Source organism: Bacillus sp. FSL K6-3459 (assembly GCF_038003305.1).
In the GTDB taxonomy this organism is placed as follows: Bacteria; Bacillota; Bacilli; order Bacillales; family Bacillaceae; genus Bacillus; species Bacillus pumilus_O.
In genome coordinates this window covers 2,811,003-2,833,717 of the sequence record NZ_JBBOOW010000001.1, presented here as the reverse complement: position 1 = coordinate 2,833,717, position 22,715 = coordinate 2,811,003, and the positions used below count along the sequence as shown (strand labels likewise).

The window sequence follows — 22,715 nt, the reverse complement described above, 5'->3', positions numbered from 1 at the left end:
ATCTACTCCTTCAGCACAGCTTGAATATATTTTTCTGGTGTTGAGAGCATTTCCGCTGCTTGATTGATATAAGGGGCAATGAACTCTGTCCCTAACCCAATGGCGAGTGACAAGATCACAAGCAGTACGCCAGGGTACACCATCCCTTTAATCGACGGTTTCCTTCTTCGCATATCTTGTTCCTCGCCCCAAAAGGCGAGTATGAAGATTCTCATAATCGAATAAAGGACAAGCAGGCTGGACAGTAAGACAAGAATAGAAAAGGTCATGTATCCAGCAGAAAAGCCGCCTTCTACAATCTTTAGTTTCCCAACAAACCCACTCAGAGGCGGAATTCCTGCTAGGGATAAAGCCGAGATGAAAAACATCCATCCTAGTAAAGGCTGAGATAGAATCAGTCCACCCATCTTTTTCAAGTGATTGGTGCCAGCATACACAAAGAGTGCACCTGCCAGCATAAATAAAGCGCCTTTGATCACCATGTCATGAATGAGATAATAAATGGCCCCTTGGAGTGAGGCGGGTGTATTGGCTGCAATCCCAAACAAAATGACCCCAACGGCTGTGACAATATTATAGATGACGATCTTTTGCACATCAGAATAGGCAATAGAGCCAATCACACCGAATATCACCGTTAGTGCGGCAAACCAAGCCATGAGTGTATGTGTAAAACCAGTATCATGTATAAAAATTAACGTAAAGACTCTGGCAATCGCATATAAGCCAACCTTTGTCAGTAGTGCCCCAAATAGTGCAGAGATAGCAGCTGGTGGTGCATGGTATGACCCTGGTAGCCAGAAATAAAGCGGGAAGATCCCAGCTTTTAAGCCAAATACAATGAGGAACAGAACCGAAATGACAGTGATTAATCCTGTTTGCCCTGATTCAGCTATTTTCACGCTTAAATCAGCCATATTCAAAGTGCCCGTGACTGCGTATAAGCAAGCGACACCGACAATAAATAAAGCTGACGAGATGATATTAAACACAATATATTTGAGTGATTCTCGAAGCTGCGGTTTTGATCCGCCCAGTACAATGAGCATGTATGATGCCATCAGCAGCAATTCAAAGAATACAAACAGGTTGAAAATATCGCCTGTTAAGAAGGCACCACTTACGCCAGCTAACAAAAATTGCACGCCAGAGTAATAGAACAAACGCTCCTTTTCCTTTCCAATTGTTTGAAAAGAGAATAGAACTGTCACTAGCCCAATGACGGAAGCGGTCAGTACAAGGAGCGCAGCAAACTGATCGGCCACAAGGGCAATCCCAAATGGTGCTTTCCAGCCTCCTAAATAGAGGGTTTGAATCCCATTAGAGAAGATGGTTTGGACTAAATACACATTACAGACAATGGCTAAGAGTGAAGCAAACACACTAAAGCCTCTCGACAGCATGATGTTCTTGTTCATAAAGATCAATAGTGTAGCAGCTAATAATGGAATTAAAATTGGCAGGATCACGAGATTATTCATGCTGATCATTTCCTCTCATTTGATCCATGTCATCTGTTCGCAGCTCTTGGAAGGCACGGAAGGCCATGACAAGTAAAAAGGATGTCACACCAAAAGCAATGACAATGGCTGTTAAAATTAATGCTTGTGGTAATGGATCTACATAGGATGTGAGCCCCTCTTTTAAAATAGGTGGAGCTCCTTTTTTTAAGCCGCCCATTGTTAAAAGAAGCAAATGGACGCCGTGACTCAAAACAGCAGTACCGACGATGACCCGAAGAAGGCTTTTTGAAAGCATTAAATAGGTCGCCGCCATAAAAATTATACCGACGATAATAGACATTAGAAATTCCATTATTCCTTCTCTCCAATCGTTTGAATAATGGTCATGGTGACACCGACAACAACCAAATAGACACCGATATCAAACAGTACGGCTGTCGCCAGTTCTGTTTTCCCTAAAAACGGCAATTGAAAATAATCAAATGTATGGGATAGAAAAGGTGCACCGAATAGAAATGATCCCATACCCGTCAGGATCGCGACAAGCAGCCCGGTCGCTGCAACATAAATAAAGTTAAAGGGCAGAATACGTCTCACTGTTTTCAGATCATAGGCTAAAAGCAGAAGAACGACAGCCCCAGCACTCATCAGGCCGCCAATGAACCCTCCGCCAGGATTGTTATGTCCCGCAAGAAATAAGTGAAGGGAAAAAAGCAGGATGATGAATGCTGTGATTTTTGTTGTGACTTGTAAGAGCATATCATTCGTATCAATCTTCCTCATCGCCGCACGCCTCTCTTCCGTTTTCCTTGTGCCTTTAATAATCCATAAATACCGAGTGCCGCAATGGCAAGTACGGTAATTTCAAAGAGTGTATCAAAGCCCCTGAAATCTACAAGAATGACATTGACAATATTGTCGCCGCCAGCAAGTTTATAGCTATTTTCAATAAAGTAAGTTGAAATGGACTCAAGTGACTGCTGACTTGTGGAAGCAAAAGCAAGACAAGTGACAGTGAGACCAACACCTATTGAAATGATCAAATTGGTTAATTTGAATTTTCTCGTTTTTTGCTTCAAGCTCAGCTTCGGCAAATGATAGAAGCAAAGTAAAAATAGTGCGACAGAAATCGTTTCTATAATCAGCTGTGTCAGGGCAAGGTCAGGTGCTCTGAAAATCACGAAGAATAATGACAGCGTGTATCCCATGACACCTAGAGCAATAATGGCTGTTAAGCGGGAGCGGGCGAATACGGTCGCTGCCGTCGCTGCCACCATCACAAGTGAAAGGATGGCTTCATATGTGCCAATTGGCGCAGCTTTTTCTGTTTCAAATGAGAAAGCTTGCTGATAGAACATCACGCTGCCAAGTACAATAATCATGAACCCAAACACATAGACAAGATAGTCCCGGAGAAAACCTGTCATATAGCTGTTTGTTAGGCGGTATGAACCTTTTTCTAAACCCATTAGAGATCGATCATATAAAGAGTTAAATGACCATTTTTCCTTAAAGATATTGTACATTGGACGCCATTTCGCCAATGTTAAGTAGCCGATCGTACCAAGTACAACAACACCTATCGTCATATAGAGCTCTGGCTGGAAACCGTGCCACGCTTCAATTTTCACTGCAAAACGGCTCCCTGTTTCTATGGCTTCCGGAATGATCGCAGCAATCGCGGGTTCAATGATCGAGTAGGCAAGAATATTAGGGAAAAAGAAGAAAGTGACCACAAGTGCAGCGAGAATGATTGGCGGAATGAGCATGCCAATCGGTGCTTCATGCGGTTTTTTCTCCAATTGGTCTACATTCAGACGACCTCTAAATGTTTTAAAGAGGAGCATCATACTATAAATGAACGTAAAGACACTAGCGAGCCAAGCAATTGCTGGGAAAATAGCGCCCCATGTTGAAATATCTGTAAAATTGATCTCAGAAATACGTAGCATACTTGTGAAAAACAGCTCTTTACTTAAGAAGCCGTTAAAGGGCGGTAGTCCAGCCATTGAAAATGTACCGATTAACGTAATCGTAAAGGTAATCGGCATGATGGTCATTAAACCACCTAATTTCCGAATGTCACGAGTACCTGTTTCGTGATCGATAATACCTGCTGCCATAAAGAGACTACCTTTAAACGTAGCATGGTTAATGAGGTGGAAAATAGCAGCAAGAACGGCTGCGCCAAAAAAGGCAGGATTGTTTTCATGAATCGCAGCTGCACCGACGCCAAGCATGAGCATAATCATGCCAAGCTGACTAACCGTCGAGTAGGCCAGAATGGCTTTCAAATCATTTTGCCGGACGGCATGGAATGATCCCCAGAATAATGTGATAAGTCCGACAATGGAAATGGTCCAGAACCACACCTCTGATATAGCAAAGATTGGACTGAAGCGGGCAACAAGATAAATACCAGCTTTCACCATCGTAGCAGAATGCAGATAACTGCTCACAGGGGTAGGTGCTTCCATCGCATCAGGCAACCATATATAGAAAGGGAATTGCGCTGATTTCGTAAAGGCACCTAGTAAGATCAGGATCATGGCAGGGATAAAGTAAGGTGATGCCATAATGAGCTGAAGCTGATTGACTGCTTCACGAATACTGAATGAATCAGTTATCAGGTAGATGAGGATGAAGCCACCAAGCATAGCTAATCCGCCAAAAACAGTAATAAGCAGTGATTTGGTTGCACCATATCTAGAGCGCTCCCGCTTATACCAATACCCAATTAAGAGGAAAGAAGAAATACTCGTTAGCTCCCAAAACAAGTACAGAACCACCATGTTGTCAGAGAGAACCACACCAAGCATAGCGGTCATAAACATTAACAAATACGTATAGAAAGAGCCAAGCTGTTCTTTTTCTTTTGATAAATAGAAAATACTGTACAAGACCACAAGTGCGCCAATACCTGTAATTAATAATGCAAATAACAGGCTAAGGCCATCGACATATACAGTTAAATTCATTCCTAAAGATGGAATCCATTCAGCTTGTGAGAAAAGCGTTCGTCCATTCGAGGTCATGTGTAACATTTGAATGAAATAGGTAAATAAAAGAATCGGCAAGATGAGAACAAACCACCCTGTATGTATACGCCTTACATATTTAAAAAGGAAAGGTACAACAAAGGCGAGTAAAAAAGGTGATAGGATGGCGAAGTGAATAAGCTGCAAGAAAATGAACCTCCTTTGATCAATATAAATTCACGTTCTAAAGAACTGGTAATTAAAATTATATCTTAAATACAGCCATAGTGCATTGGTTTGAAACGATTTCAAGCAAACTGTATTTGTTTTGGGTTCTTTTGACCACAAAAATAATTTTATCAAAAATGAAACTCATTGTATATTGTTTTGTTTTTCGTACATGCTTTTCTTAAAGGAGCTGATCAAATGAAACGAAAGATCGCCATCAGCTTAAGCATATTCTGCACGATTTTAGGAGGAGCATTCTTGATTGATCGAAATGATCAAAAAAGGTGGCAGGACAGCAGTGAATGGCCGCTATTTTCTGAGCACCTTTTCCACATGAGCTATCAGGAAACTAAGCTGTATCCTTTTCAGCCTCGGGAATATTTACGAATTGTATTAGCTGATGAATAAAATCATATAGGATAAAAGAAATATAAAAAAGCATGTGCCTATGAGAGGGCACATGCTTTTAATGTTTCAATGTTTTAAGTAAACATTCTAAGTAAGATTGTTGCGCAGATTACAGTTGCTGCTCCGCCAAGACGTGTAGATACTTGTGCGAAAGGCATGAGACCCATTCTTCCAGAAGCTGAAAGGATCGCAACGTCACCAGTACCGCCAAGTCCACTGTGACAGCCTGTCACAATCGCAGATTCTACTGGGTACATGTTCATCAATTTCCCAACGAAGTAACCAGAACCAACCATTCCAAGAACGACAGCGATACATACACAAACGAATGGAATAGAAATCACTGTTGCTACATCATCAAGTGGAATGTATAGAATCCCTAAACCGACCATAAGTGGCCATGTAAAGCTTCTTGATACAAACTTGTAGAACTGCTGTGAGCCATCTTGCAAATGTTGAGGCATCACGTTTAAGTATTTGATTAAAGCGGCAAGGACAATCATTAAGATTGGACCTGGAATATGAACAAAGCTTTCTAATAAACCACCAAAAATGAACGTTGTACAAGCAACGAGTACACCAGCACCCATTAACCCAAAATCAACTTTTGGATCCATATCAGGCTGTTCAAAAATTTCATTTGCTTCTTTAGATTTGACAAGACGACCATTCCCGTTTAGTTCAGGACGTTTTTCACCAAGCTTTTTCATTGCGCCAGCACAGATAATGGCAATGACGTTCCCAATGACGGCAGCAGGAATTAATTGAGAAATTAATGACTCTGCTGATACACCAAGAATTTGTGAATAAGCAATAGATAATGGCAAAATCCCTTCTCCTACACCACCGGCAATAATCGGAACAATAATAAAGAAGAACGAATGATGCGGTGTGTAACCAACTAAAAGACCAACAAGAATTCCGGCAGTCACAGCTGCAATTGTACCTGCAACAAGAGGAACAAACATACGAATAAGGCCTTGTACTAAAACAGTTCGTTGCATCCCAAGAATACTACCTACTACAAGAGCAGAAATATAGAAGTAAAGGAAGTTGGACGTTTTCATAAGAGACGTAACCGCTTCCAACGAGTTCGGATTCAGAACATGAAAAAAGACCAGGAACGATGGTACGAATAAAGAAAGAATCGCCGGTCCACCAATATCTTTTAATATCGGAATACGTTGTCCTATATCTCCAAGGAAAATCCCCAAAATCATAATAACAGCGAAACCACCAAGCATATTTGCTGGAATTTTATTAAAATAAGCGGCAGTTAAAATAATCGCTGCAAGTACTAAATACACAGGTAAGTCAATAACACCAATTTTCCAAGACATGATCTTACGGAAAACGCTTTTATTATTGTCAGAATCGTCTGTAATCGATTTCAATTGTTGTGTATTAGCCACATAAACACCCCCAAATGCTATTTGTCTCAATTGTAGAAGATTCTGTGACACTCATCTATTTATTAAACTAAATTAAGTGTAATAAAAGTAAAATAAACAGGAGTTTTTATGTTTTTATCATACAAAAATCCCCTGAAGGTAGTTTATCCTTCAGGGGATTGATCATACATCGTAATTATCGTTTTCCTTTTAAATAAGGTGTCCCAAGTGCTTTCGGTGCATCTGCCCGACCGATGAAGCCAGTAAGTGCTAAAATGGTCAGCACATATGGTGCAATGAGCATATACACGTTAGGTATATCTTGGAATAGCGGCAGGAGAGAGCCAATTATACTTAAACTTTGAGCAAATCCAAAGAATAAAGCAGCGCCCATTGCGCCGAATGGGTGCCATTTACCGAACACAAGAGCAGCTAGTGCAATGAAGCCTTGTCCAGTAATGGTAGCATGTGAGAAATCAAGCGCGATGGTTGACGCATAAACAGCTCCGCCAAGACCACCAAACAGTCCACTAATAAAGACGCCAATATAGCGCATCCGGTACACTTTAATTCCCATTGTATCAGCAGCCATTGGATGTTCTCCAACTGCACGAAGACGAAGACCAAATGGCATTTTAAATAAAACAAACCAAGCAACAACCGCAAGCGCTAAAGCGAGTATGGACGTATAATAAACATCTTTAAAGAAGATATCACCAATAATCGGAATGTCACTTAAAAGGGGAATATCACCTTTATAGAAAGGTTCTGTAATTTTATCTGTTTGAGCTTTCCCATAAATGAGTTTTACGACAAACAGCGTAGCGCCAAGTGCCAGCATGTTAATCGCAACACCACTGACCGTTTGATCTGCACGGAATGTAATGGTCGCAACTGCATGAATCAAAGAGAACAATCCGCCAATTGCCATTCCGACGAGGAGCCCAAGCCACGGGGTCAAGGCGCCAAACGTATCAGCAAAAAACAAGTTAAAGATAATACTGGAAAATGCTCCGACGACCATCAAACCTTCAAGACCGATATTCACAACACCTGATCTTTCTGAAAAGACGCCTCCAAGAGCGGTTAAAATAAGTGGTGCAGCATAGACAAGTGTTGCCGGGACGATGATTTCAAGAATTTGCAGAAATCCCACTTATTTTCCCCCCTTTTTCTTCATTTGGTTCATCACAAGACGGATAATATAGCTTGAGGCGACGAAAAGAATAATGATCGCAATGACAATATCAACGACCTCAGTCGGTACGCCAGATTCAAGCGGCATATTTAAAGCACCGACTTTCAATCCACCAAGCAGCAGTGCCGCAAGAACAACACCAACAGCAGTGTTTCCACCTAATAAAGCGACAGCGATTCCATCAAATCCTACACCGGTAAACGAGCCTTTAATTGAAGCATATTCAAATGTACCAAGACCTTCCATAGCGCCTGCAAGACCTGCAAAAGCACCTGAAATGAGCATCGCATAAATGATATTGCGGCGAACGTTCATACCGGCATAATGGGATGCCTGCTGGTTCATTCCAACAGCCCGCAATTCAAAGCCTTTAGAGGTTTTTTGAATAATGACCCACATCACGACCGCAGCGATAATGGCGACAAAAATACCATTATGCATCCGAGAGAAATCGGTGATTTGTTCAAAGAAACCAGAGCGAAGTGAGGCAGTGGCATCGATTTTTTCTGTTTTATCTTTATTATTCGTTAAGACGTTTGAGATCAAATAGTTTGTCACATGAAGGGCAATGTAGTTCATCATGATCGTGACAATCACTTCATGAACATAAAAACGAGCCTTTAAAAACCCAGGGATGAAGCCCCATAATGCACCGGCAGCAGCTGCGGTGATAAGTGCAAGCGGTAGATGGATGTACATAGGTGCATGGACAGTTGTACCAATCCATACAGCAGCTACCCAGCCAATGAGCATTTGACCTTCTACACCGATATTAAAGAGACCTGTCCGAAATGCAAAAGCAACAGCAAGTCCTGATAAAATGTAAGGTGTCACTTGTCTGATGGTTTCTCCCATATAATAGGTTTCACCGAAGACGCCATTCCAAAGGGCGCCATAGCCTTCGATGACACTATAACCGCTTGCCAGCATAATAATGGCCCCAACAAAAAGACCAAGTACGATGGCTATAAGCGGAATGAGCAGATTTGTTAAGCGATTAGACATTTGCTTCTTTCCCCACTTCCTGTTGCGTACTTCCAGCCATTAATAGACCAAGCTCTTGCTCTGTTGTTTCTTTTGGATCAACGATGGCAATAATGCTGCCTTCAAAAATAACAGCAATTTTATCACTGACATTGATAATTTCATCAAGCTCAAATGAGATGAGCAGGACGGCTTTGCCTGTGTCTCTTTGCTCAATGAGGCGCTTATGGACAAATTCAATCGCACCAACATCAAGTCCACGTGTCGGCTGAGCAGCAATTAATAAATCAGGATTGCGGTCAACTTCACGGCCAATAATGGCTTTTTGCTGATTCCCGCCTGATAGCGCGCGCGCCTCTGTATATTCACTCGGTGTTCTGACGTCATACTCGGCAATGATTCGTTTTGCCTTTTGGTAAATATTTTTCATGTTCATCAAGCCAAATTTTGAGTATGGACGCTGATAATACGTTTGTAAGGAAATATTTTCTCCTATTGAAAAATCAAGCACTAGTCCGTGTTTATGACGGTCTTGAGGAATATGTCCTATTCCAGATTCGGTCACCTTACGAGGCGGAAGATTTTGAATGGCTTTCCCATTAAGCATGATCGTGCCAGACTCTGATTTTTTTAGACCAGTAATGGCTTCAATTAATTCAGATTGACCATTGCCATCGACTCCAGCAATACCGACGATTTCTCCAGCCTTTACTGAGAGGTTGAGATGTTTCACCGCTTCAATACCTCGCGCGTCTTTTACCGTAAGATCTTGAATGTGAAGTACTTCCTCAGCAGGAGAGGCTTCTTTTTTGTCTGTCTTAAATGAAACTTCACGGCCGACCATGAGGCTTGCAAGCTCATCTTTGTTTGTGCTTTCTACATCAAGTGTACGAATGCCTTGGCCTTTTCGAATAATGGTGACGCGGTGACAGGCATCCATAATTTCTTTCAGTTTATGCGTAATTAAAATAATGGATTTGCCTTCGTTGATTAGGTTTTTCATAATTTGTATGAGTTCTTTAATTTCTTGAGGTGTTAAGACGGCTGTTGGTTCGTCGAAGATCAAAATATCAGCGCCGCGATAAAGTGTTTTTAAAATTTCTGCACGCTGCTGCATACCAACAGAGATGTCAGATACTTTTGCAGCAGGGTCTATTTTTAAGCCATAGCGGTCAGAAAGCTCTTGTACTTGCTGTATGGCTTGTTCTTTGTCGATCTTTCCAAATTTCTTGGGTTCTTTTCCTAAGATGATGTTTTCAGCGACGGTGAAGGTATCGACAAGCATAAAGTGTTGATGCACCATACCGATACCTAAATCACTTGCATCATTCGGGCTAGAGATGGTCACAGGTTTTCCATGAACCTTGATTTCACCTTTTTCAGGCTGGTAAAGACCGAAAAGCACGTTCATGAGCGTTGATTTTCCAGCGCCGTTCTCACCAAGCAGCGCATGAATTTCGCCCTTTTTTAGCTGCAGCGTAATGTTGTCGTTTGCTACAATGCCAGGGAATTCTTTGCGTATATTCAACATTTCAATGACATAATCCACAGGTTTAACCGCTCCTTTTTTAGGGTGCTGATGAAGATAAAAACTAGCAAAAGAAAAGCTGCAAAACGAGGCTGCAGCTTTTCTTTTACCACCTTTTACGAATAAAGAGGAGGTAAAGGAGAAACAAGGGGATAAGACGCGCTTATCCCGATGCTCAAATTAAGCTTTAAAATCTTTTAGTTCATCACGTGTTGCAGGGATTTTAATTTCACCCTTGATGATTTTTTGTTTCCATTCTTCCACTTTCTTTAATACATCTTTACTTAGGTTGTCTTGAGATGGAGAAATGTCAAGAGCGCCTTCTTTCAGACCGTATGTGATCACTTCGCCGCCAGGGAACTTACCATCTTTTGCTTTCGTTGTTAAGTCTTGTACCGCTGTGTCGACTTTCTTCACCATAGAAGTAAGGGTGACACTTTGTTTTGTTCCAGGTACTTTTCCTTCGTCATACTGGTCTTTATCTACACCGATAACCCAAACTTTACGGTTAGGATCCGCTTTTTTCAGGTTTTTCGCTTCTGTGAAGACACCAGTTCCAGTGCCGCCAGCAGCGTGATAGATGATGTCGACGCCAGATTTGTACATGCTTTCAGCTGTTGCTTTCCCGATGTCTGCTTTATCGAATGCACCAGCATATTTCACTTCAACTTTTGCTTTCGGGTTAGCTGCTTCAACGCCTGCACGGAAACCGACTTCGAATTTTCTGACTAATTCAGAATCAACACCGCCAACAAAACCAATTTTGTTTGATTTTGTAGAAAGAGCAGCCGCAACACCTACAAGGAATGATCCTTCGTTTTCGTTGAATACAATGCTAGCTACGTTGTCTTTTTTCACGACTGCATCAACGATCGCAAAGTGGTTTTTCTTACGTTGATCCGCAATTTCAGATATAGCATCTTCCATTAAGAAACCAATTCCGTAAATCAGATCGAATTTCTCACGAGCAAGAGTGTTTAAGTTTGTTGTATAGTCAGCGTCTGATTTAGATTGTAAGTAATCAAAGCCGTTTTTACCTTTTTTAAGATTGTTGTCTTTTCCAAATGCTTGTAAACCTTCCCAAGCTGATTGGTTAAACGATTTGTCATCGACACCACCGACATCAGTTACCATTGCAACAGTGAATTGATCTTTATCTTTTTTGCTTTCACCGCTGTTTGAGCCAGAGTTGCCGCATGCTCCAAGGATGGTTCCTGCTGCTACGACTAAGGACAATGCTAGTCCAATTTTGCGCTTCTTCAAAACATAACCCCCTATAAAATTTAAAAGTTTCAGAAAAGTCTCGCGAAAAAAGACCGATCTACCTCTTCTCACCCGTCTGAATAGGGTATTTTATCCTGCTTTCTCCTGAAACTTATGGATGGCAGGAGAGAAGATGTAAGACATCAGACTTATATCTCGTTGAACTAATCAATCATAATTTATCATTTCCAATCGAATAAATAAATAGAAATTTGTTTTATTTTTAAAAAAATGTTAAAAGGCGAAATTCGATGTCTTTTTATGTGCTGAAATATGATATAATGCCGCTTTTGTGATGTGCTCTACTACAGTAGAACCGCTGATATCAAGGGGTTTGTCACATCGTATTCCATAAAAAAACATCTGGCCTCTGTATAAGGTCAGATGTGTCAAATTATAGATATTGCTGAATTAAATTCATATTTGTTGTACTGAGTTTATATTGGAATACAGGACGTCCGATGGTCCCATATGCCATTTCAACATCAACTACTTCGATGTCCTCAAGGAATTTCAAGTATTTTCTAATGGAGACTTGTGAGATTTCTGTATGATTCGCTAGGTCTTCGGTCGTGAAAGCCTGATGACCGAATGACTGAATACTTGTCCAGATGAGTTTGAGTGTGCTTTTGGTCAGGCCTTTTGGCAGAAGGACTTTTTCCGTCTCTGCTTTTTTATGAAAGAGCTTCGCATCTAAATCATTTTGCGAGATGCTGTTCATCGTTTGGTACAAAGCGTGTTTCCGTTTATATTCTGAGAGTGCAGATTGGAAACGTTCAAACTCAAACGGCTTGATTAAATAATCAACGGCTCCGTTTCGCATCGTTTGCTGGACCACATCGACTTCATTGGCGGCTGAAATGACAATGACATCAACCGAATGATTTTGTTTGCGAATTTCTGATAATAATGCCAATCCATTTTGTCCAGGCATATAAATATCGAGCAATACGAGGTGAATGGCTTCTGTTTTTAAAATATCCATTGCCTGATGAAAAGAGGTGGCGATTCCCTTTAATTCAAAGCCCTCGATTTGGGTCAGGTAGCGTTTGTTTAGCTCCCCAACCATTGGGTCGTCTTCTACTATTAACACATTAATCATGTGAATCCTCCTTTTGTTTATACGGAATGCGGAGACTAAAGGTCGTTCCTTCTCCTTTTTCACTCGTGACAATTAGATGTCCGTTCAATTTTTTGATGCTTTGGTCAACGAAATAGAGACCGAATCCTCTGTCTTCTCCTTTCGTTGAAAAGCCTTGATCAAACATGATGTCTTGTTCTTCTTTTGTGAGACCAACACCTGTGTCTGTAATCTCAATATGAAGCTGCTCCTGAACGTATCGGAATGAGATCGAGATGTTTTTTGTCTCAGTTTGAGAAACAGCATCGAGTGCGTTATTTAACAGGTTGCCAATGACGGTAATGAGATCATGCGTCACTGCTGGGTCCTCTGAATTTGGGACTTGTGTGCTGCAGATGACTTCTAAGGTCGCGCCTTGTTCCCTGATATAACTTTGTTTTCCTAGTAAAAATCCTGCTAAAACAGAGTTTTTCACATGGTTGATGATCTCATTTGTTTCCGTCTGCTGATAGATTGCAATATCTTTAATATAAGTGCCAAGGTCATCGTAGTTTTTGAGCTGTACCAATCCTAAAATGACATGAAGCTTGTTCATAAATTCATGCGACTGGGCACGGAGGGCATTTGCATACATTTTGACTCCGCTTAGCTGCTCAGCCAAGTGTTTGACTTCTGTTTTGTCACGGAAGGTGGCGATCGCCCCGACAATTTCACCTTTTACCGTAATTGGGACTTCGTTAAAGACGAGCTCCAGTCCGTTCATTCTCACGTCGCGGTCAAGCAGCGGCTTGCGTGTTTCAATGACTTGCTTTAAGCCGCTTGAAGGGAGGAGAACCTGAACATCTTGTTCTCTAGGATCAGCCATAATGCCCATATTATGAAAGAGTCGTTTCGCTTCAGCATTGGCGAGCTTGATTTTACCGTGCTGATCGACGGCAAGAATCCCTTCTTTTGTTGATTCTAGCATGGCGCTTCGTTCTTTTAACAATGTAGCAATCTCATCTGGCTCTAGTCCAAACATGATTTTCTTCACTTTTCTTGCCACAATGAGTGCTCCGATGATTCCAGAAAGAAGACTGAGCGATGTGACGAAGTAGAGTGGAAGTAAGCTTTGATGAATGATCAAGTCAATTTCCTTTAACGTAATCCCTACTGCCACAGCCCCAAGCTGCTTTCCATCTTGATCATAAACCGGGACAAAAGCACGCATAGACCTGCCAAGTGTTCCAGAAGCCGTACTAATATGTTCTTTACCCTGTAATGCTGGCTCTTCATCACCGCCAGCAAACCGCTTCCCGATCTTCTGCGGATTTGGATGGGTTTTGCGGATGCCGTTCATATCCATTACGACAACGAATTCGGTTTTGGTAATTTGTTGAACACTTGTTGTATATTGACGCAGTGCTGAATACGATTGGTTTTTTTTTAATGATTTGGCTGTGATGGGAGCCTCTGCGACCATCTTGGCAGTGGAGAGGGCGATGTCACGTTCCTGCTGATGAATGTTCTTCGCTGTTTCTGACCAGATCGTAAAGAAAGTGATACAAAGGGAGATCAGGACAACAATACAAACAAAAATCGTCAGCCGTGTTTGCAGTCTTAAAGTTTTTTTCACGAGTATACCCCTAACGCACGATTTTTTCGTAATAGTAATACTTTAACGGGAAAATGTAAGTTTGTGAAGGAATGTACGTGCAAAATCACAAAATTTGATTATGCTGCTAGTTTACTTTGAAAGCATCTTGTCAATCTGTTTTAAGTGAGCCATAATAAATGTGAGCTTATGAGAAAGGATCTATTTATGAAAAATACATATTTGACTGGATATTTTCCGCTGATTTCGATTTTACTATTCAGCTCTGCTTTTTCGATTTTCACAGTAGGGATTACGACTGATTTCTTGAATCAAGCAGGTATTTTAAAAGGGATGATGGAATTCTTCTCGGAACAGGGCATCAGGCTTGCTCTTTTTGCTGCTTTTGCACTTGTTTATTTTATGATTTTATCTGCCTTGAAACTGATTGCAGATACGGTGTTAGAGCTGGCACTACTCTTTTTCGCGAAAGATCCTGAAGGAGAGAACTTAAAGAAAATTCGGATTGCATCCGTTGTTTATTTATTTGCTGGCTTACTTGCATTTCTACTGACGCAGCAGCTGATTCTGCTTGTCGGACTATTTGTCTTAGCAGGTCTTGTCTATTTTATCTGGGTTGTGGTTCGCATTTATCAATCGCTGTCCATGCTGAATTTAATTGGTTTTATGATGTTTATTTTGTTGTTTTGGGCCACGTTTTTAATCGGCATTTTGTACTTATTTATTAAGCTTTATAACAGTGTTATGGCAAGTCTACCTTCATAAACAGACAAAGAAAGCATCCTCCACGATCGGAGGATGCTTTTTTTATGATAGAAACCGTTTTTGTATATCGGGTGTTGGCATCATACAAGATGTTTTTTGACCGAACCATTTGTAGCGATTTTTCGCTATCCGTTCATAAAACCAATCGCGGATAGGGCGCGGAATGGCAAGGAATAAATAACTCCATCTGTAGATCCCTTTTAACTGCCGCATGGCTTTTAAGATGCCTGTCGACTTCGTATAAAGGGTGCCTTTTTCAATATAAATGAATGAATTGAATTCATCTAGAGGCAAACCGTTTTCTTTTAAAATGCGCTGTCCTGTCTCTGATTGTAATGAAGCAAACATCATTCGCTCATTTGGATCACGCTTAATCACAAACTGGACAGCGCCGCTGCACACGTTGCAGACACCATCAAATAAAATTAAATGGGGTGGATGTGTTGAATGCATGGCAATCAAACCTCCTGTTTATCTGGCGTATTGCATCGTATTTTTCCAAATACGTAAGTGCGGACTTGAGCTGTAAATAGATTCAACCGTTCCTCTATCTCTTCCAACCCATACACCCATTGTATATTGATCTGTCAGTCCGACAAACCAAATGTCTTTGTAGTCATTGGATGTCCCTGTTTTACCACCGATGTAAGGGGCACTGAAATTCGCTTTTTTCCCTGTCCCGCTTTTTACAACAGAGGCAAGCAATTTACGCATAGTGTCATTTGTCCGCTGAGAGTATACTTGCTTCGGTGACTCTTTCCACTTGTAAAGGGTCTTACCATTTAAGTCTGTTACCTTTGTGATCGAATGACTTTGCGTGTAAGCTCCTTGATTACCAAAGACAGTATACGCATCTGTTATTTCTAGCGGCGAGAAGCCCTTCGTAAATCCGCCAAGTGCAGAAGGAAGGCGATAATCATCCGCGACGATATGTTCGAATGAGAATTTCTCTAAGTAGCTAAAGCCTTTTTTGACACCAACTGTATCCAGCATTCGGATCGCAGGGGTATTGTAAGAGTTTTTAAAGGCTGTTTCAAGTGTGACGGTTCCGTACGTTTTGTGACTATAGTTCTGTGGACAGTATCCGCTGCTGCAAAACTTGCCGGCACTGATTTTGCTTGAAGCTGTTGCACCGGTTTGGTCGATGTAAGGACCATAGTCTAAAAGCGGTTTAATCGCAGAACCAGGTTGTCTTTGTGCTTGATAGGCGTAGTTGAAATCAAACTTTTTGTAGTTCTTCCCACCAGCAAGTGCAACAATTTGATGCGTTTCATGATTTATGACCGCTGACCCGCCTTCTACACCTTGGTAAGGTAATTGTGCATTGAGCTGATAGACGGCTCGTTGCTGTAAGGAAGGATCTAGTGCCGTATAAATTTTGACACCATCTTGAAGCAGTGCACTGACCTTTTCAGATAATTCTTTTTGAATGGCTTTTTTTGCACCATCTGTTTTCGCTTTCTTCAAGCGTTTTGTAAAGCCTTCCTGATCTGACACAAGATCGGTAAATTCCTCATTGGCATATGTCACATAGTCAGGGTAAAGGTTTTTCTTTTCACTTACGGACAGGCTGATTTTTTGTTTGACGGCTTTTTTGTATTGCTTTTTGGTGATGACACCGTCTTTTTCTAAAATACCAAGCAATCGTTCTTGGCGTTTCTTTGTGTGTTTGAATTGCTTCAATGGGTCATACAGTGTTGGGTTGTTTGGAATCGCAGAGATAAATGCCATCTGTGCAAGCGTTAAAGAACTAAGCGGCTTATCAAAATAGTAATTAGCCGCAGAACCGACACCGTAAACACCATTACTGAAATAAATCGTATTTAAATAGCTTTCGAGTATTTCATCTTTCGAGAATTTCCGCTCTAATTCGTAGGAATAGAGCAGCTCTGTAAACTTTCGGGTGAACGAACGTTCATGGCTTAAATATAAATTGCGAGATAATTGCTGTGTGATCGTACTTGCGCCTTGACTGATGCCGTGGTTTTTCACATTTGAAGCAAGGGCACGCACAACCCCCATAAAGTCAATGCCTTTATGGTCATAAAAGTTCCGATCCTCTGAGCGGAGGAACAGCTCCTTCACATGATCAGGGATTTTATCATACGTGACGAATACGCGGTTCTCATCGTTTGATACGATCTCGGAGATGAGAGAACCATCCCGATCATACATATAACTGTTTTGGGAAAAATCTATCTTTTCCAGCTTGATTTTTTGATCAAGCACTTCGTTCACAGGCTTCACACTTGCAGCTTCTTCCTTTGATAGATAAAAAGTTAGAACAAATAATGGAATGAGGGCAGCAAGTAATAACCAACCAATTATTGCACGAAACATGAGGTCACTCACTTTCTTCAATTTTCTAGCCATATCGTACCATTCTTTTGCGAATACGAGAAGGTTATTTTTAGAAAAGAATGGGCTTGAAGTCTAGTGAATAAGGCTTCTATACAAGAAAAAAGAGTATCTGATGCAGGATCAGACACTCCTTTCTTTTGCCTTCGACTGTGAGCGGACCGCCCATAAAAATAATGCGCCAAACAGAAAAATTCCGGCGGTGACATAAAAGACAGCTGGAATTCCGTAATGACTCGCGACAATGCCACCAATCACCGGACCGACAACATTCCCAAGAAAACGGAAGCTAACATTGTATCCGAGCACTTCCCCTTGCATAGAGGCAGGCGCTTTGATCCGAATATACGCCGTCGTACATGGAATAATCCCGCCGAGTGCCATCCCGTATAGAAAACGGAAAAGGACTAACATCGCATAGGAATCCGCCATTGCTTGCGGGATGAATAAAATAGAGGAGAGGATCAGAAGGGCGAGCAGCACCTTGTCATGACCCATTCGATCTCCGAGATCTCCCCATTTTCGTGTAAAGAGCAAATTGCCAAGTCCAGTTGCAGAGAACGCAAGACCCGCATAAAATGCGAGATTAACAGGGCCGTGTAAATCATGAATGTATAAAGCCAAAAGAGGCTGAATGCTAAAGTTCCCTACTTGTGTAATAAACGTTAATAGCATCGTGACGACAAGCAAAGGCTGTTTGAAAATATGAACGAGTACTTCCTTCCGTGAATAAGAAACGCGCTTCGCTTCTTTTGAACGGATGGGCTGTTCTTTCACTCCGAAAATAATTACAATGGCTGACGCATAAATGACAGCCGCTGTGAGGAAAAACGTATAAATAAATCCGACGCTGTCTGCCATGAATCCGCCCATTAATGGGCCAAACAACCCTCCGGCAACATTACTCATCTGCATCGTACCAAGGGTTTTACCCGCAGTTGCCTTTTCCGTCTGTGCAGAGATGAGTGCCATTGAAGTCGAGATAAAGCCTGTGACAAGCCCCATAAAGAGCCTCAGGGCGAATAGTTGATAAACAGTTTGCACAAGTCCCATTAATAGAATACTTGTCGCTATTCCAATCCCGTTAATAAGCAAAATCTTTTTATAGCCATGCCGGTCTCCAATTCGCCCCCAAATCGGAGAAATCAGAAAGGCCGTTAAAAACGTGACGCCAAAGACATATCCGCTCCATCTCTGGACAAATTCATTTGAATAACTGCTATCAAGAGATTCTATGTAAAGTGATAAAAAAGGGACGATCATTGTAATGCTGGCAGATACAAAAAAGTTCACAAACCACATGATGTACAAGTTTTTCTTCCTGTTTGTGATAGAGACCACCTTCTTTAAATATTTCGTGTTCCTTAATAATTATAAAGGAAAATAACCGATCTTTCATCTGATGGATAGGTTGGGCATAGTGAATCTGCATTATTTTCAAGAAAATGAAGTGATTTCAAGGTCCGTCTTAATATAATGGTATGAGAATGAAAAACTGATGAAAAAGTGAGGTGAGAATGGTGGAACAGAAGACGGTGCTTGTGGTCGATTTTGAATTTACGATGCCTGATGGAAAGTATCACCCGCAAAATTTTTTTCCTGAAATTATTGAAGCTGGAGTAGTGAAAGCGGCAAGTGAAACGATCATAGACACGTTCTCTAGCTACGTCAAACCAAAAAAGTTCCCGAAGCTGACGAAGCGCTGTAAGTCGTTTCTCGGTATTACGCAGCAGGATGTAGAGAGCGGAATTTCCTTTGAGGCGTTTATCGAGAAGCTTGTGTCGCTTGATGGGGGAGAGGACTGTGAGATTATTACATGGGGCAATATGGACATGAAAGTGCTGAAGCAAAACTGTATGCTCAATCATATTGGCTTTCCTTTTAAGGGCAAGCTGAGGGACCTTGCCTTTGAATATAAAACTTTTTTTGGTGATCGCACACTGACAGGGCTTCGCAAGGCGGCAAAGGAATACGGCAGCGAAGGAGCTGGTAAGCATCATAAAGCACTTGATGATGCCATGACGACTTATCAGCTGTTTACCCTTTTTGAAAAAGACAGATCCTATGTGGAAAATCCGCAAACAACCAAAATTGGTGAGCTGATCGATTTCTCTCACTTTTTTGATTCGGCTGATTAGCGGGCGTCTTCTGGAAAATAATCTTTTTCGAGAGAAGATAGGCATGCCCTTGATTTTTCTGCCCATTTTGAATCATCTGCATGAAGCGCTTGTATTAATTTTTCTACAGCTTCTTTTAGTGATACTTGATAATCTGGTATATCGCCATCATAAGGCTTCACCATATGATGAGGGATATTCGTCTGTTCACGATAGGCCAAAGCCCGTCTTTCTTGGAAAAAAGGCACGTCTGCTTCTTTTGGGTGATGCAGGTCGCCTTGAGTGGGATGTGTCAGAACGGCTTTCACTTGAACGAGATAGGCCGATGGTTTTACTGCTGTCACTTCCCCAACGTAAACACCTGTTTTATAAAATCCTTTCACAACTTGTCCTATTTGAATGTCTGTCATGTAAAATTCCTCCATTTCCTTCTCGCAGGAAGGTATTTCATTTCTTTTAGCCAATATAGTGAAGTAAACGAGCAAAAGGGGGAATAGCGAATGCTGTCGTTCATCGCACTCTTTCTACTGTATTTTCCTGAAGATAAAAGGGAGTACATCCCAGCGGCAATCACCACGGTGATTTTCTTTATGGCTGCATTTATTTGCTTTCGTCTAATCGTTCGTGCGTCTAAGAAGCAGGAGCGTATAGATGAAAAAAAGACAAAAAAAATGGAGTGATCATTTTCTTCTTGTATCTTCAGGAAACTTCACGGTAACGGTTGTACCAGACTGCAGCGAGCTTTTGAAACGAATGGTCCCATGATGATTTTCAATGATAGAAAATGTCACGGTCAGCCCAAGTCCAGTCCCTTTATTTTTCAAGGTGTAATAGGGTTCGCCAAGCTTTTTCATTTGGCTCTCTGTCATTCCTACACCGTTATCTATGAAATAAAGGCATATTTTATGATTTTCTTTTGAAGCAAAAAGTTCAATTTTCCCTTCGTGTTCTGGGGCTGCTTCAATCGCATTTTTGATTAAATTAATCATGACTTGCTTAATCTTCGTTTCATCACCTTGAATGTATAAGTCTGGTTCAATGGATTGATGAATCGTGACCGATTTGAAATTCGCATAGGATGTCATCAGTGATGCACATTCCTCGAGTAATTTAGATAGGTTAAGAGATTCAATTTGATAATAATTTTGTTTCGCAATGTCTAGATAACTCGTAATAATATCCTGCGCCCTGTCTAACTCGGACAGAACGAGATTTTTATAATCTTTATTGGTTGACGTCTCTTTTGTATTGTCACTAGAAAAGAGCAATTGAATAAAGCCTCTCACCACTGTCAGCGGATTGCGTACTTCATGGGCAACGCTTGCAGCGAGTTCACTTACAATCGTCAGCTTTTCTGACTGGACGAGCTGTGTTCTCATTTGCGCATTTTCTTTGACGAATTCAATGGAATAGATACTTAGCACGAGAAAGAATATGTAGTAAAGAGTTGAGAAAAACAACTCAAGTAACTTCTGCTGCATAATAAAGGCTGGGCTGTATTCCATTAAGCTGACCGCAAATAGTCCAATGTAAATAAAGAATCCTTTGGATAAACCGATAAGCACTCCATACATCAGCTTTTTCAGCTTCGAATATTGACGCCATTTCCGGTAGAACAGAAATGGGATGAAAAAGTAAATCGGCACGACAATGAGTCCAATCCATAAAAAAGAGCCATACATCACGAATTTGACAATGGAACTTATCAAGATGGCGATGATCCCAGCTGTGTAGCCTCCGTATAAAATGGCAAGTACAAGAGGAATAGACTGAAGGCCAGTCTGCAAGTCCAAAATCGAACCAATTGGATACATAATACATAGTGCAGAAGAGATGGATGCGAATACTGTGACGAGCAGTTTATTCGTTTTTGGGAAATGAGCAGGGGTCCGGCTTAGCCATAGTGCATGATATAAAAAAATTGGAAATAGAATAAAAGATACATGGAGCAGAAAATCCTTGAACATTTCCATTTAAATGCTCTCCTCGTAAATAATAGTAATTCCTCTCATTATATCATTTCATGTACAAAGTAGATATGATAAAAGGAGGGTTTTTTTCTTTAAAAAGAACACCCGTGAGGATGTTCTTTCGATCATATAAGTCTTAATCAGATGATTGCGTAAACGCTTGATGAAGGCGTTTCAATCCTTCTTTGACTGTTGAAGCAGGACAGCCGAGATTCATCCGAATAAAGCCGTCACCTTCGAGTCCGTACACGTGACCAAGCTCTAGGATCACTTTGCCCTTTTTGAGCAAATTGCGTTTCAATTCCGCTTGGCTGAATTGATAATCCCGAATGTCCAGCCATAATAAATAAGAAGCATCTGGTTTCATATAACGCATGTTTGGAAGATGTTCGTCAATATAGTCCATTGCCATTTTCATATTGTTTTCGAGATAAAGAACAAGTGCATCGAGCCACTCGTCGCCGTGGCGGTATGCTGCTTCCATCGCAGGGATTGCAAATGCATTCAGTTTGGCCAGTCCGTTTCTTTGCATTTCATTGTTGAAAAGGGTTCTCTTTTCTTCATCGGCAATGATAATGGCAGATGCTTGGAGGCCAGCTAAATTAAATGTTTTACTTGGTGCAATGCACGTCACTGTAATATGTGCTATGTCGTCAGAAAGACTAGCAAATGGCACATGCGGCTTCCCGTATAGCATCAAATCAGAATGAATCTCATCTGAAACGACTGTGACACCGTGCTTGATACAGAGGTCTCCTACTCGCTTTAATTCCTCTTTTGACCACGCTCTTCCGGACGGATTATGCGGATGACAGAGGAACATGAGCTTCGCTTCTGGTCTGCTTAATTTTTTCTCTAAATCATCAAAATCCATGACATACCGGTTGTGTTCTATTTTTAAAGGATTGGTTGAGACTGTTCGTCCATTTCGTTCAATCATTTGATAAAAAGGTGTATACACAGGGGATTGTATGACGACTTCGTCACTTGGTTCTGTATAGGCTTGGACTGCAAAACTAAGTGCCGTGACAATCCCAGGTGTGAAGGTGACGGCTTCTGTCTGGATCGACCATCCGTGCCTTCTTTTGAGCCATTCAGCTACTGCCTGCTGCGTATCCTGATCTTGAAAAGCATAGCCAAATACACCGTGATCCAATCGCTTTTTTAATGCATCAAGGACGACCTGCGGCGCTTTAAAATCCATATCTGCTACCCACATTGGCAGTGCATCTGTTGTAAGGAATAAAGACTCTGCTTGATCCCATTTCACTGATTTTGAACCTTTACGTATGATCTGTTCGTCGAAATTCATGAAACCCACCTCTAGCCGTTTTTCAACCATTGTTGGTTGTGCTAAAATAAACATCACAAAATTTATTATAAGCGGTG

General features: G+C 41.3%; 21 protein-coding genes. 4 read left to right on the top strand and 17 right to left on the bottom strand.

Annotated features, from left to right (window positions below):
- Nucleotides 1–2: 2 nt before the first annotated feature.
- The 4 genes from MHI35_RS14505 to MHI35_RS14490 are packed head-to-tail and all read right to left on the bottom strand — an operon-like array spanning nt 3 to nt 4,648.
- The gene (locus MHI35_RS14505; RefSeq protein WP_335349072.1) at nt 3–1,481 is read right to left on the bottom strand and encodes a Na+/H+ antiporter subunit D; all 1,479 of its coding nucleotides are present in this window, start codon (nt 1,479–1,481) and stop codon (nt 3–5) included.
- Complete coding sequence (locus tag MHI35_RS14500; protein ID WP_003213576.1) at nt 1,474–1,815, bottom strand: Na(+)/H(+) antiporter subunit C; 342 nt, start codon at nt 1,813–1,815, stop codon at nt 1,474–1,476. Before MHI35_RS14500 ends, MHI35_RS14505 begins: the two co-directional genes overlap by 8 nt.
- On the bottom strand, nt 1,815–2,246 hold the full coding sequence (locus tag MHI35_RS14495) for a Na(+)/H(+) antiporter subunit B (protein WP_044140818.1): 432 nt from the start codon (nt 2,244–2,246) through the stop codon (nt 1,815–1,817). Before MHI35_RS14495 ends, MHI35_RS14500 begins: the two co-directional genes overlap by 1 nt.
- Nucleotides 2,243–4,648, bottom strand: a complete 2,406-nt coding sequence (locus MHI35_RS14490; RefSeq protein ID WP_335349071.1) for a Na+/H+ antiporter subunit A — start codon at nt 4,646–4,648, stop codon at nt 2,243–2,245. Before MHI35_RS14490 ends, MHI35_RS14495 begins: the two co-directional genes overlap by 4 nt.
- 219 nt (nt 4,649–4,867) lie before the next feature.
- Between MHI35_RS14490 and MHI35_RS14485 the strand changes: the two genes are divergently transcribed.
- Complete coding sequence (locus MHI35_RS14485; RefSeq protein WP_144522315.1) at nt 4,868–5,077, top strand: hypothetical protein; 210 nt, start codon at nt 4,868–4,870, stop codon at nt 5,075–5,077.
- Between the two features lie 74 nt (nt 5,078–5,151).
- Here the strand turns inward: MHI35_RS14485 and MHI35_RS14480 are convergent, their stop codons facing one another.
- The 7 genes from MHI35_RS14480 to malK all read right to left on the bottom strand — a co-directional run bounded on the left by MHI35_RS14480 (nt 5,152) and on the right by malK (nt 14,137).
- On the bottom strand, nt 5,152–6,489 hold the full coding sequence (locus MHI35_RS14480) for a 2-hydroxycarboxylate transporter family protein (RefSeq protein ID WP_003213451.1): 1,338 nt from the start codon (nt 6,487–6,489) through the stop codon (nt 5,152–5,154).
- A 175-nt stretch (nt 6,490–6,664) separates the two neighbouring features.
- On the bottom strand, nt 6,665–7,624 hold the full coding sequence (locus MHI35_RS14475) for an ABC transporter permease (RefSeq protein ID WP_003213713.1): 960 nt from the start codon (nt 7,622–7,624) through the stop codon (nt 6,665–6,667).
- Entirely contained in the window at nt 7,625–8,671 is a 1,047-nt protein-coding gene (locus MHI35_RS14470; protein WP_003212654.1) for an ABC transporter permease, read from the bottom strand.
- The gene (locus MHI35_RS14465; RefSeq protein WP_144502869.1) at nt 8,664–10,199 is read right to left on the bottom strand and encodes an ABC transporter ATP-binding protein; all 1,536 of its coding nucleotides are present in this window, start codon (nt 10,197–10,199) and stop codon (nt 8,664–8,666) included. The genes MHI35_RS14470 and MHI35_RS14465 overlap by 8 nt, the downstream gene beginning before the upstream one ends.
- Before the next feature lie 159 nt (nt 10,200–10,358).
- Nucleotides 10,359–11,441, bottom strand: coding sequence for a BMP family lipoprotein (locus MHI35_RS14460; protein WP_144531639.1), 1,083 nt, complete (start codon nt 11,439–11,441; stop codon nt 10,359–10,361).
- 394 nt (nt 11,442–11,835) lie between these two features.
- Nucleotides 11,836–12,543, bottom strand: a complete 708-nt coding sequence (locus MHI35_RS14455; protein ID WP_211064048.1) for a response regulator — start codon at nt 12,541–12,543, stop codon at nt 11,836–11,838.
- The gene (gene malK, locus MHI35_RS14450) at nt 12,536–14,137 is read right to left on the bottom strand and encodes a malate sensor histidine kinase MalK (protein ID WP_211064049.1); all 1,602 of its coding nucleotides are present in this window, start codon (nt 14,135–14,137) and stop codon (nt 12,536–12,538) included. Before malK ends, MHI35_RS14455 begins: the two co-directional genes overlap by 8 nt.
- Nucleotides 14,138–14,323: 186 nt before the next feature.
- Between malK and MHI35_RS14445 the strand changes: the two genes are divergently transcribed.
- A complete protein-coding gene (locus tag MHI35_RS14445) occupies nt 14,324–14,881 on the top strand; it encodes a YufK family protein (RefSeq protein ID WP_012011093.1) in 558 nt (185 codons plus the stop codon).
- 42 nt (nt 14,882–14,923) lie between these two features.
- Here the strand turns inward: MHI35_RS14445 and MHI35_RS14440 are convergent, their stop codons facing one another.
- The 3 genes from MHI35_RS14440 to MHI35_RS14430 form a co-directional block, all read right to left on the bottom strand.
- A complete protein-coding gene (locus MHI35_RS14440) occupies nt 14,924–15,334 on the bottom strand; it encodes a thiol-disulfide oxidoreductase DCC family protein (protein WP_144470603.1) in 411 nt (136 codons plus the stop codon).
- 18 nt (nt 15,335–15,352) lie between these two features.
- Nucleotides 15,353–17,254, bottom strand: a complete 1,902-nt coding sequence (locus MHI35_RS14435) for a transglycosylase domain-containing protein (protein WP_211064050.1) — start codon at nt 17,252–17,254, stop codon at nt 15,353–15,355.
- Between the two features lie 108 nt (nt 17,255–17,362).
- On the bottom strand, nt 17,363–18,541 hold the full coding sequence (locus MHI35_RS14430) for an MFS transporter (RefSeq protein WP_249407450.1): 1,179 nt from the start codon (nt 18,539–18,541) through the stop codon (nt 17,363–17,365).
- Between the two features lie 218 nt (nt 18,542–18,759).
- Here MHI35_RS14430 and kapD point away from each other — a divergent pair, with 218 nt between their 5' ends.
- Complete coding sequence (gene kapD, locus MHI35_RS14425; RefSeq protein ID WP_041816319.1) at nt 18,760–19,377, top strand: 3'-5' exonuclease KapD; 618 nt, start codon at nt 18,760–18,762, stop codon at nt 19,375–19,377.
- Here kapD and MHI35_RS14420 read toward each other — a convergent pair.
- Nucleotides 19,374–19,766, bottom strand: a complete 393-nt coding sequence (locus MHI35_RS14420; RefSeq protein ID WP_144522325.1) for a kinase-associated lipoprotein B — start codon at nt 19,764–19,766, stop codon at nt 19,374–19,376. The genes kapD and MHI35_RS14420 overlap by 4 nt on opposite strands.
- Nucleotides 19,767–19,856: 90 nt before the next feature.
- On the opposite strand from MHI35_RS14420, the gene MHI35_RS14415 reads away from it, so the two are divergent.
- Nucleotides 19,857–20,036 carry a hypothetical protein gene (locus tag MHI35_RS14415; RefSeq protein WP_044140804.1) on the top strand — a complete coding sequence of 60 codons (180 nt, stop codon included), beginning with the start codon at nt 19,857–19,859 and terminating at the stop codon, nt 20,034–20,036.
- Here the strand turns inward: MHI35_RS14415 and MHI35_RS14410 are convergent, their stop codons facing one another.
- Both MHI35_RS14410 and MHI35_RS14405 read right to left on the bottom strand, forming a co-directional pair.
- Nucleotides 20,037–21,329, bottom strand: a complete 1,293-nt coding sequence (locus MHI35_RS14410) for an ATP-binding protein (protein WP_144522327.1) — start codon at nt 21,327–21,329, stop codon at nt 20,037–20,039.
- 133 nt (nt 21,330–21,462) lie between these two features.
- Nucleotides 21,463–22,638 (bottom strand): MalY/PatB family protein, encoded by a 1,176-nt coding sequence (locus tag MHI35_RS14405; protein WP_144522328.1) that lies wholly within the window; start codon nt 22,636–22,638, stop codon nt 21,463–21,465.
- Between the last annotated feature and the right edge of the window lie 77 nt (nt 22,639–22,715).

Bases quoted from the DNA above. Each gene is read 5' to 3' on its own strand.
- MHI35_RS14505 (WP_335349072.1), bottom strand. From the start codon at position 1,481: ATGAATAATCTCGTGATCCTGCCAATTTTAATTCCATTATTAGCTGCT.
- MHI35_RS14410 (WP_144522327.1), bottom strand. From the start codon at position 21,329: ATGGAAATGTTCAAGGATTTTCTGCTCCATGTATCTTTTATTCTATTT.
- MHI35_RS14455 (WP_211064048.1), bottom strand. From the start codon at position 12,543: ATGATTAATGTGTTAATAGTAGAAGACGACCCAATGGTTGGGGAGCTA.
- MHI35_RS14405 (WP_144522328.1), bottom strand. From the start codon at position 22,638: ATGAATTTCGACGAACAGATCATACGTAAAGGTTCAAAATCAGTGAAA.
- MHI35_RS14485 (WP_144522315.1), top strand. From the start codon at position 4,868: ATGAAACGAAAGATCGCCATCAGCTTAAGCATATTCTGCACGATTTTA.
- MHI35_RS14435 (WP_211064050.1), bottom strand. From the start codon at position 17,254: ATGGCTAGAAAATTGAAGAAAGTGAGTGACCTCATGTTTCGTGCAATA.
- MHI35_RS14500 (WP_003213576.1), bottom strand. From the start codon at position 1,815: ATGGAATTTCTAATGTCTATTATCGTCGGTATAATTTTTATGGCGGCG.
- MHI35_RS14495 (WP_044140818.1), bottom strand. From the start codon at position 2,246: ATGAGGAAGATTGATACGAATGATATGCTCTTACAAGTCACAACAAAA.
- MHI35_RS14470 (WP_003212654.1), bottom strand. From the start codon at position 8,671: ATGTCTAATCGCTTAACAAATCTGCTCATTCCGCTTATAGCCATCGTA.
- MHI35_RS14445 (WP_012011093.1), top strand. From the start codon at position 14,324: ATGAAAAATACATATTTGACTGGATATTTTCCGCTGATTTCGATTTTA.
- MHI35_RS14430 (WP_249407450.1), bottom strand. From the start codon at position 18,541: ATGTGGTTTGTGAACTTTTTTGTATCTGCCAGCATTACAATGATCGTC.
- MHI35_RS14415 (WP_044140804.1), top strand. From the start codon at position 19,857: ATGCTGTCGTTCATCGCACTCTTTCTACTGTATTTTCCTGAAGATAAA.
- MHI35_RS14440 (WP_144470603.1), bottom strand. From the start codon at position 15,334: ATGCATTCAACACATCCACCCCATTTAATTTTATTTGATGGTGTCTGC.
- MHI35_RS14420 (WP_144522325.1), bottom strand. From the start codon at position 19,766: ATGACAGACATTCAAATAGGACAAGTTGTGAAAGGATTTTATAAAACA.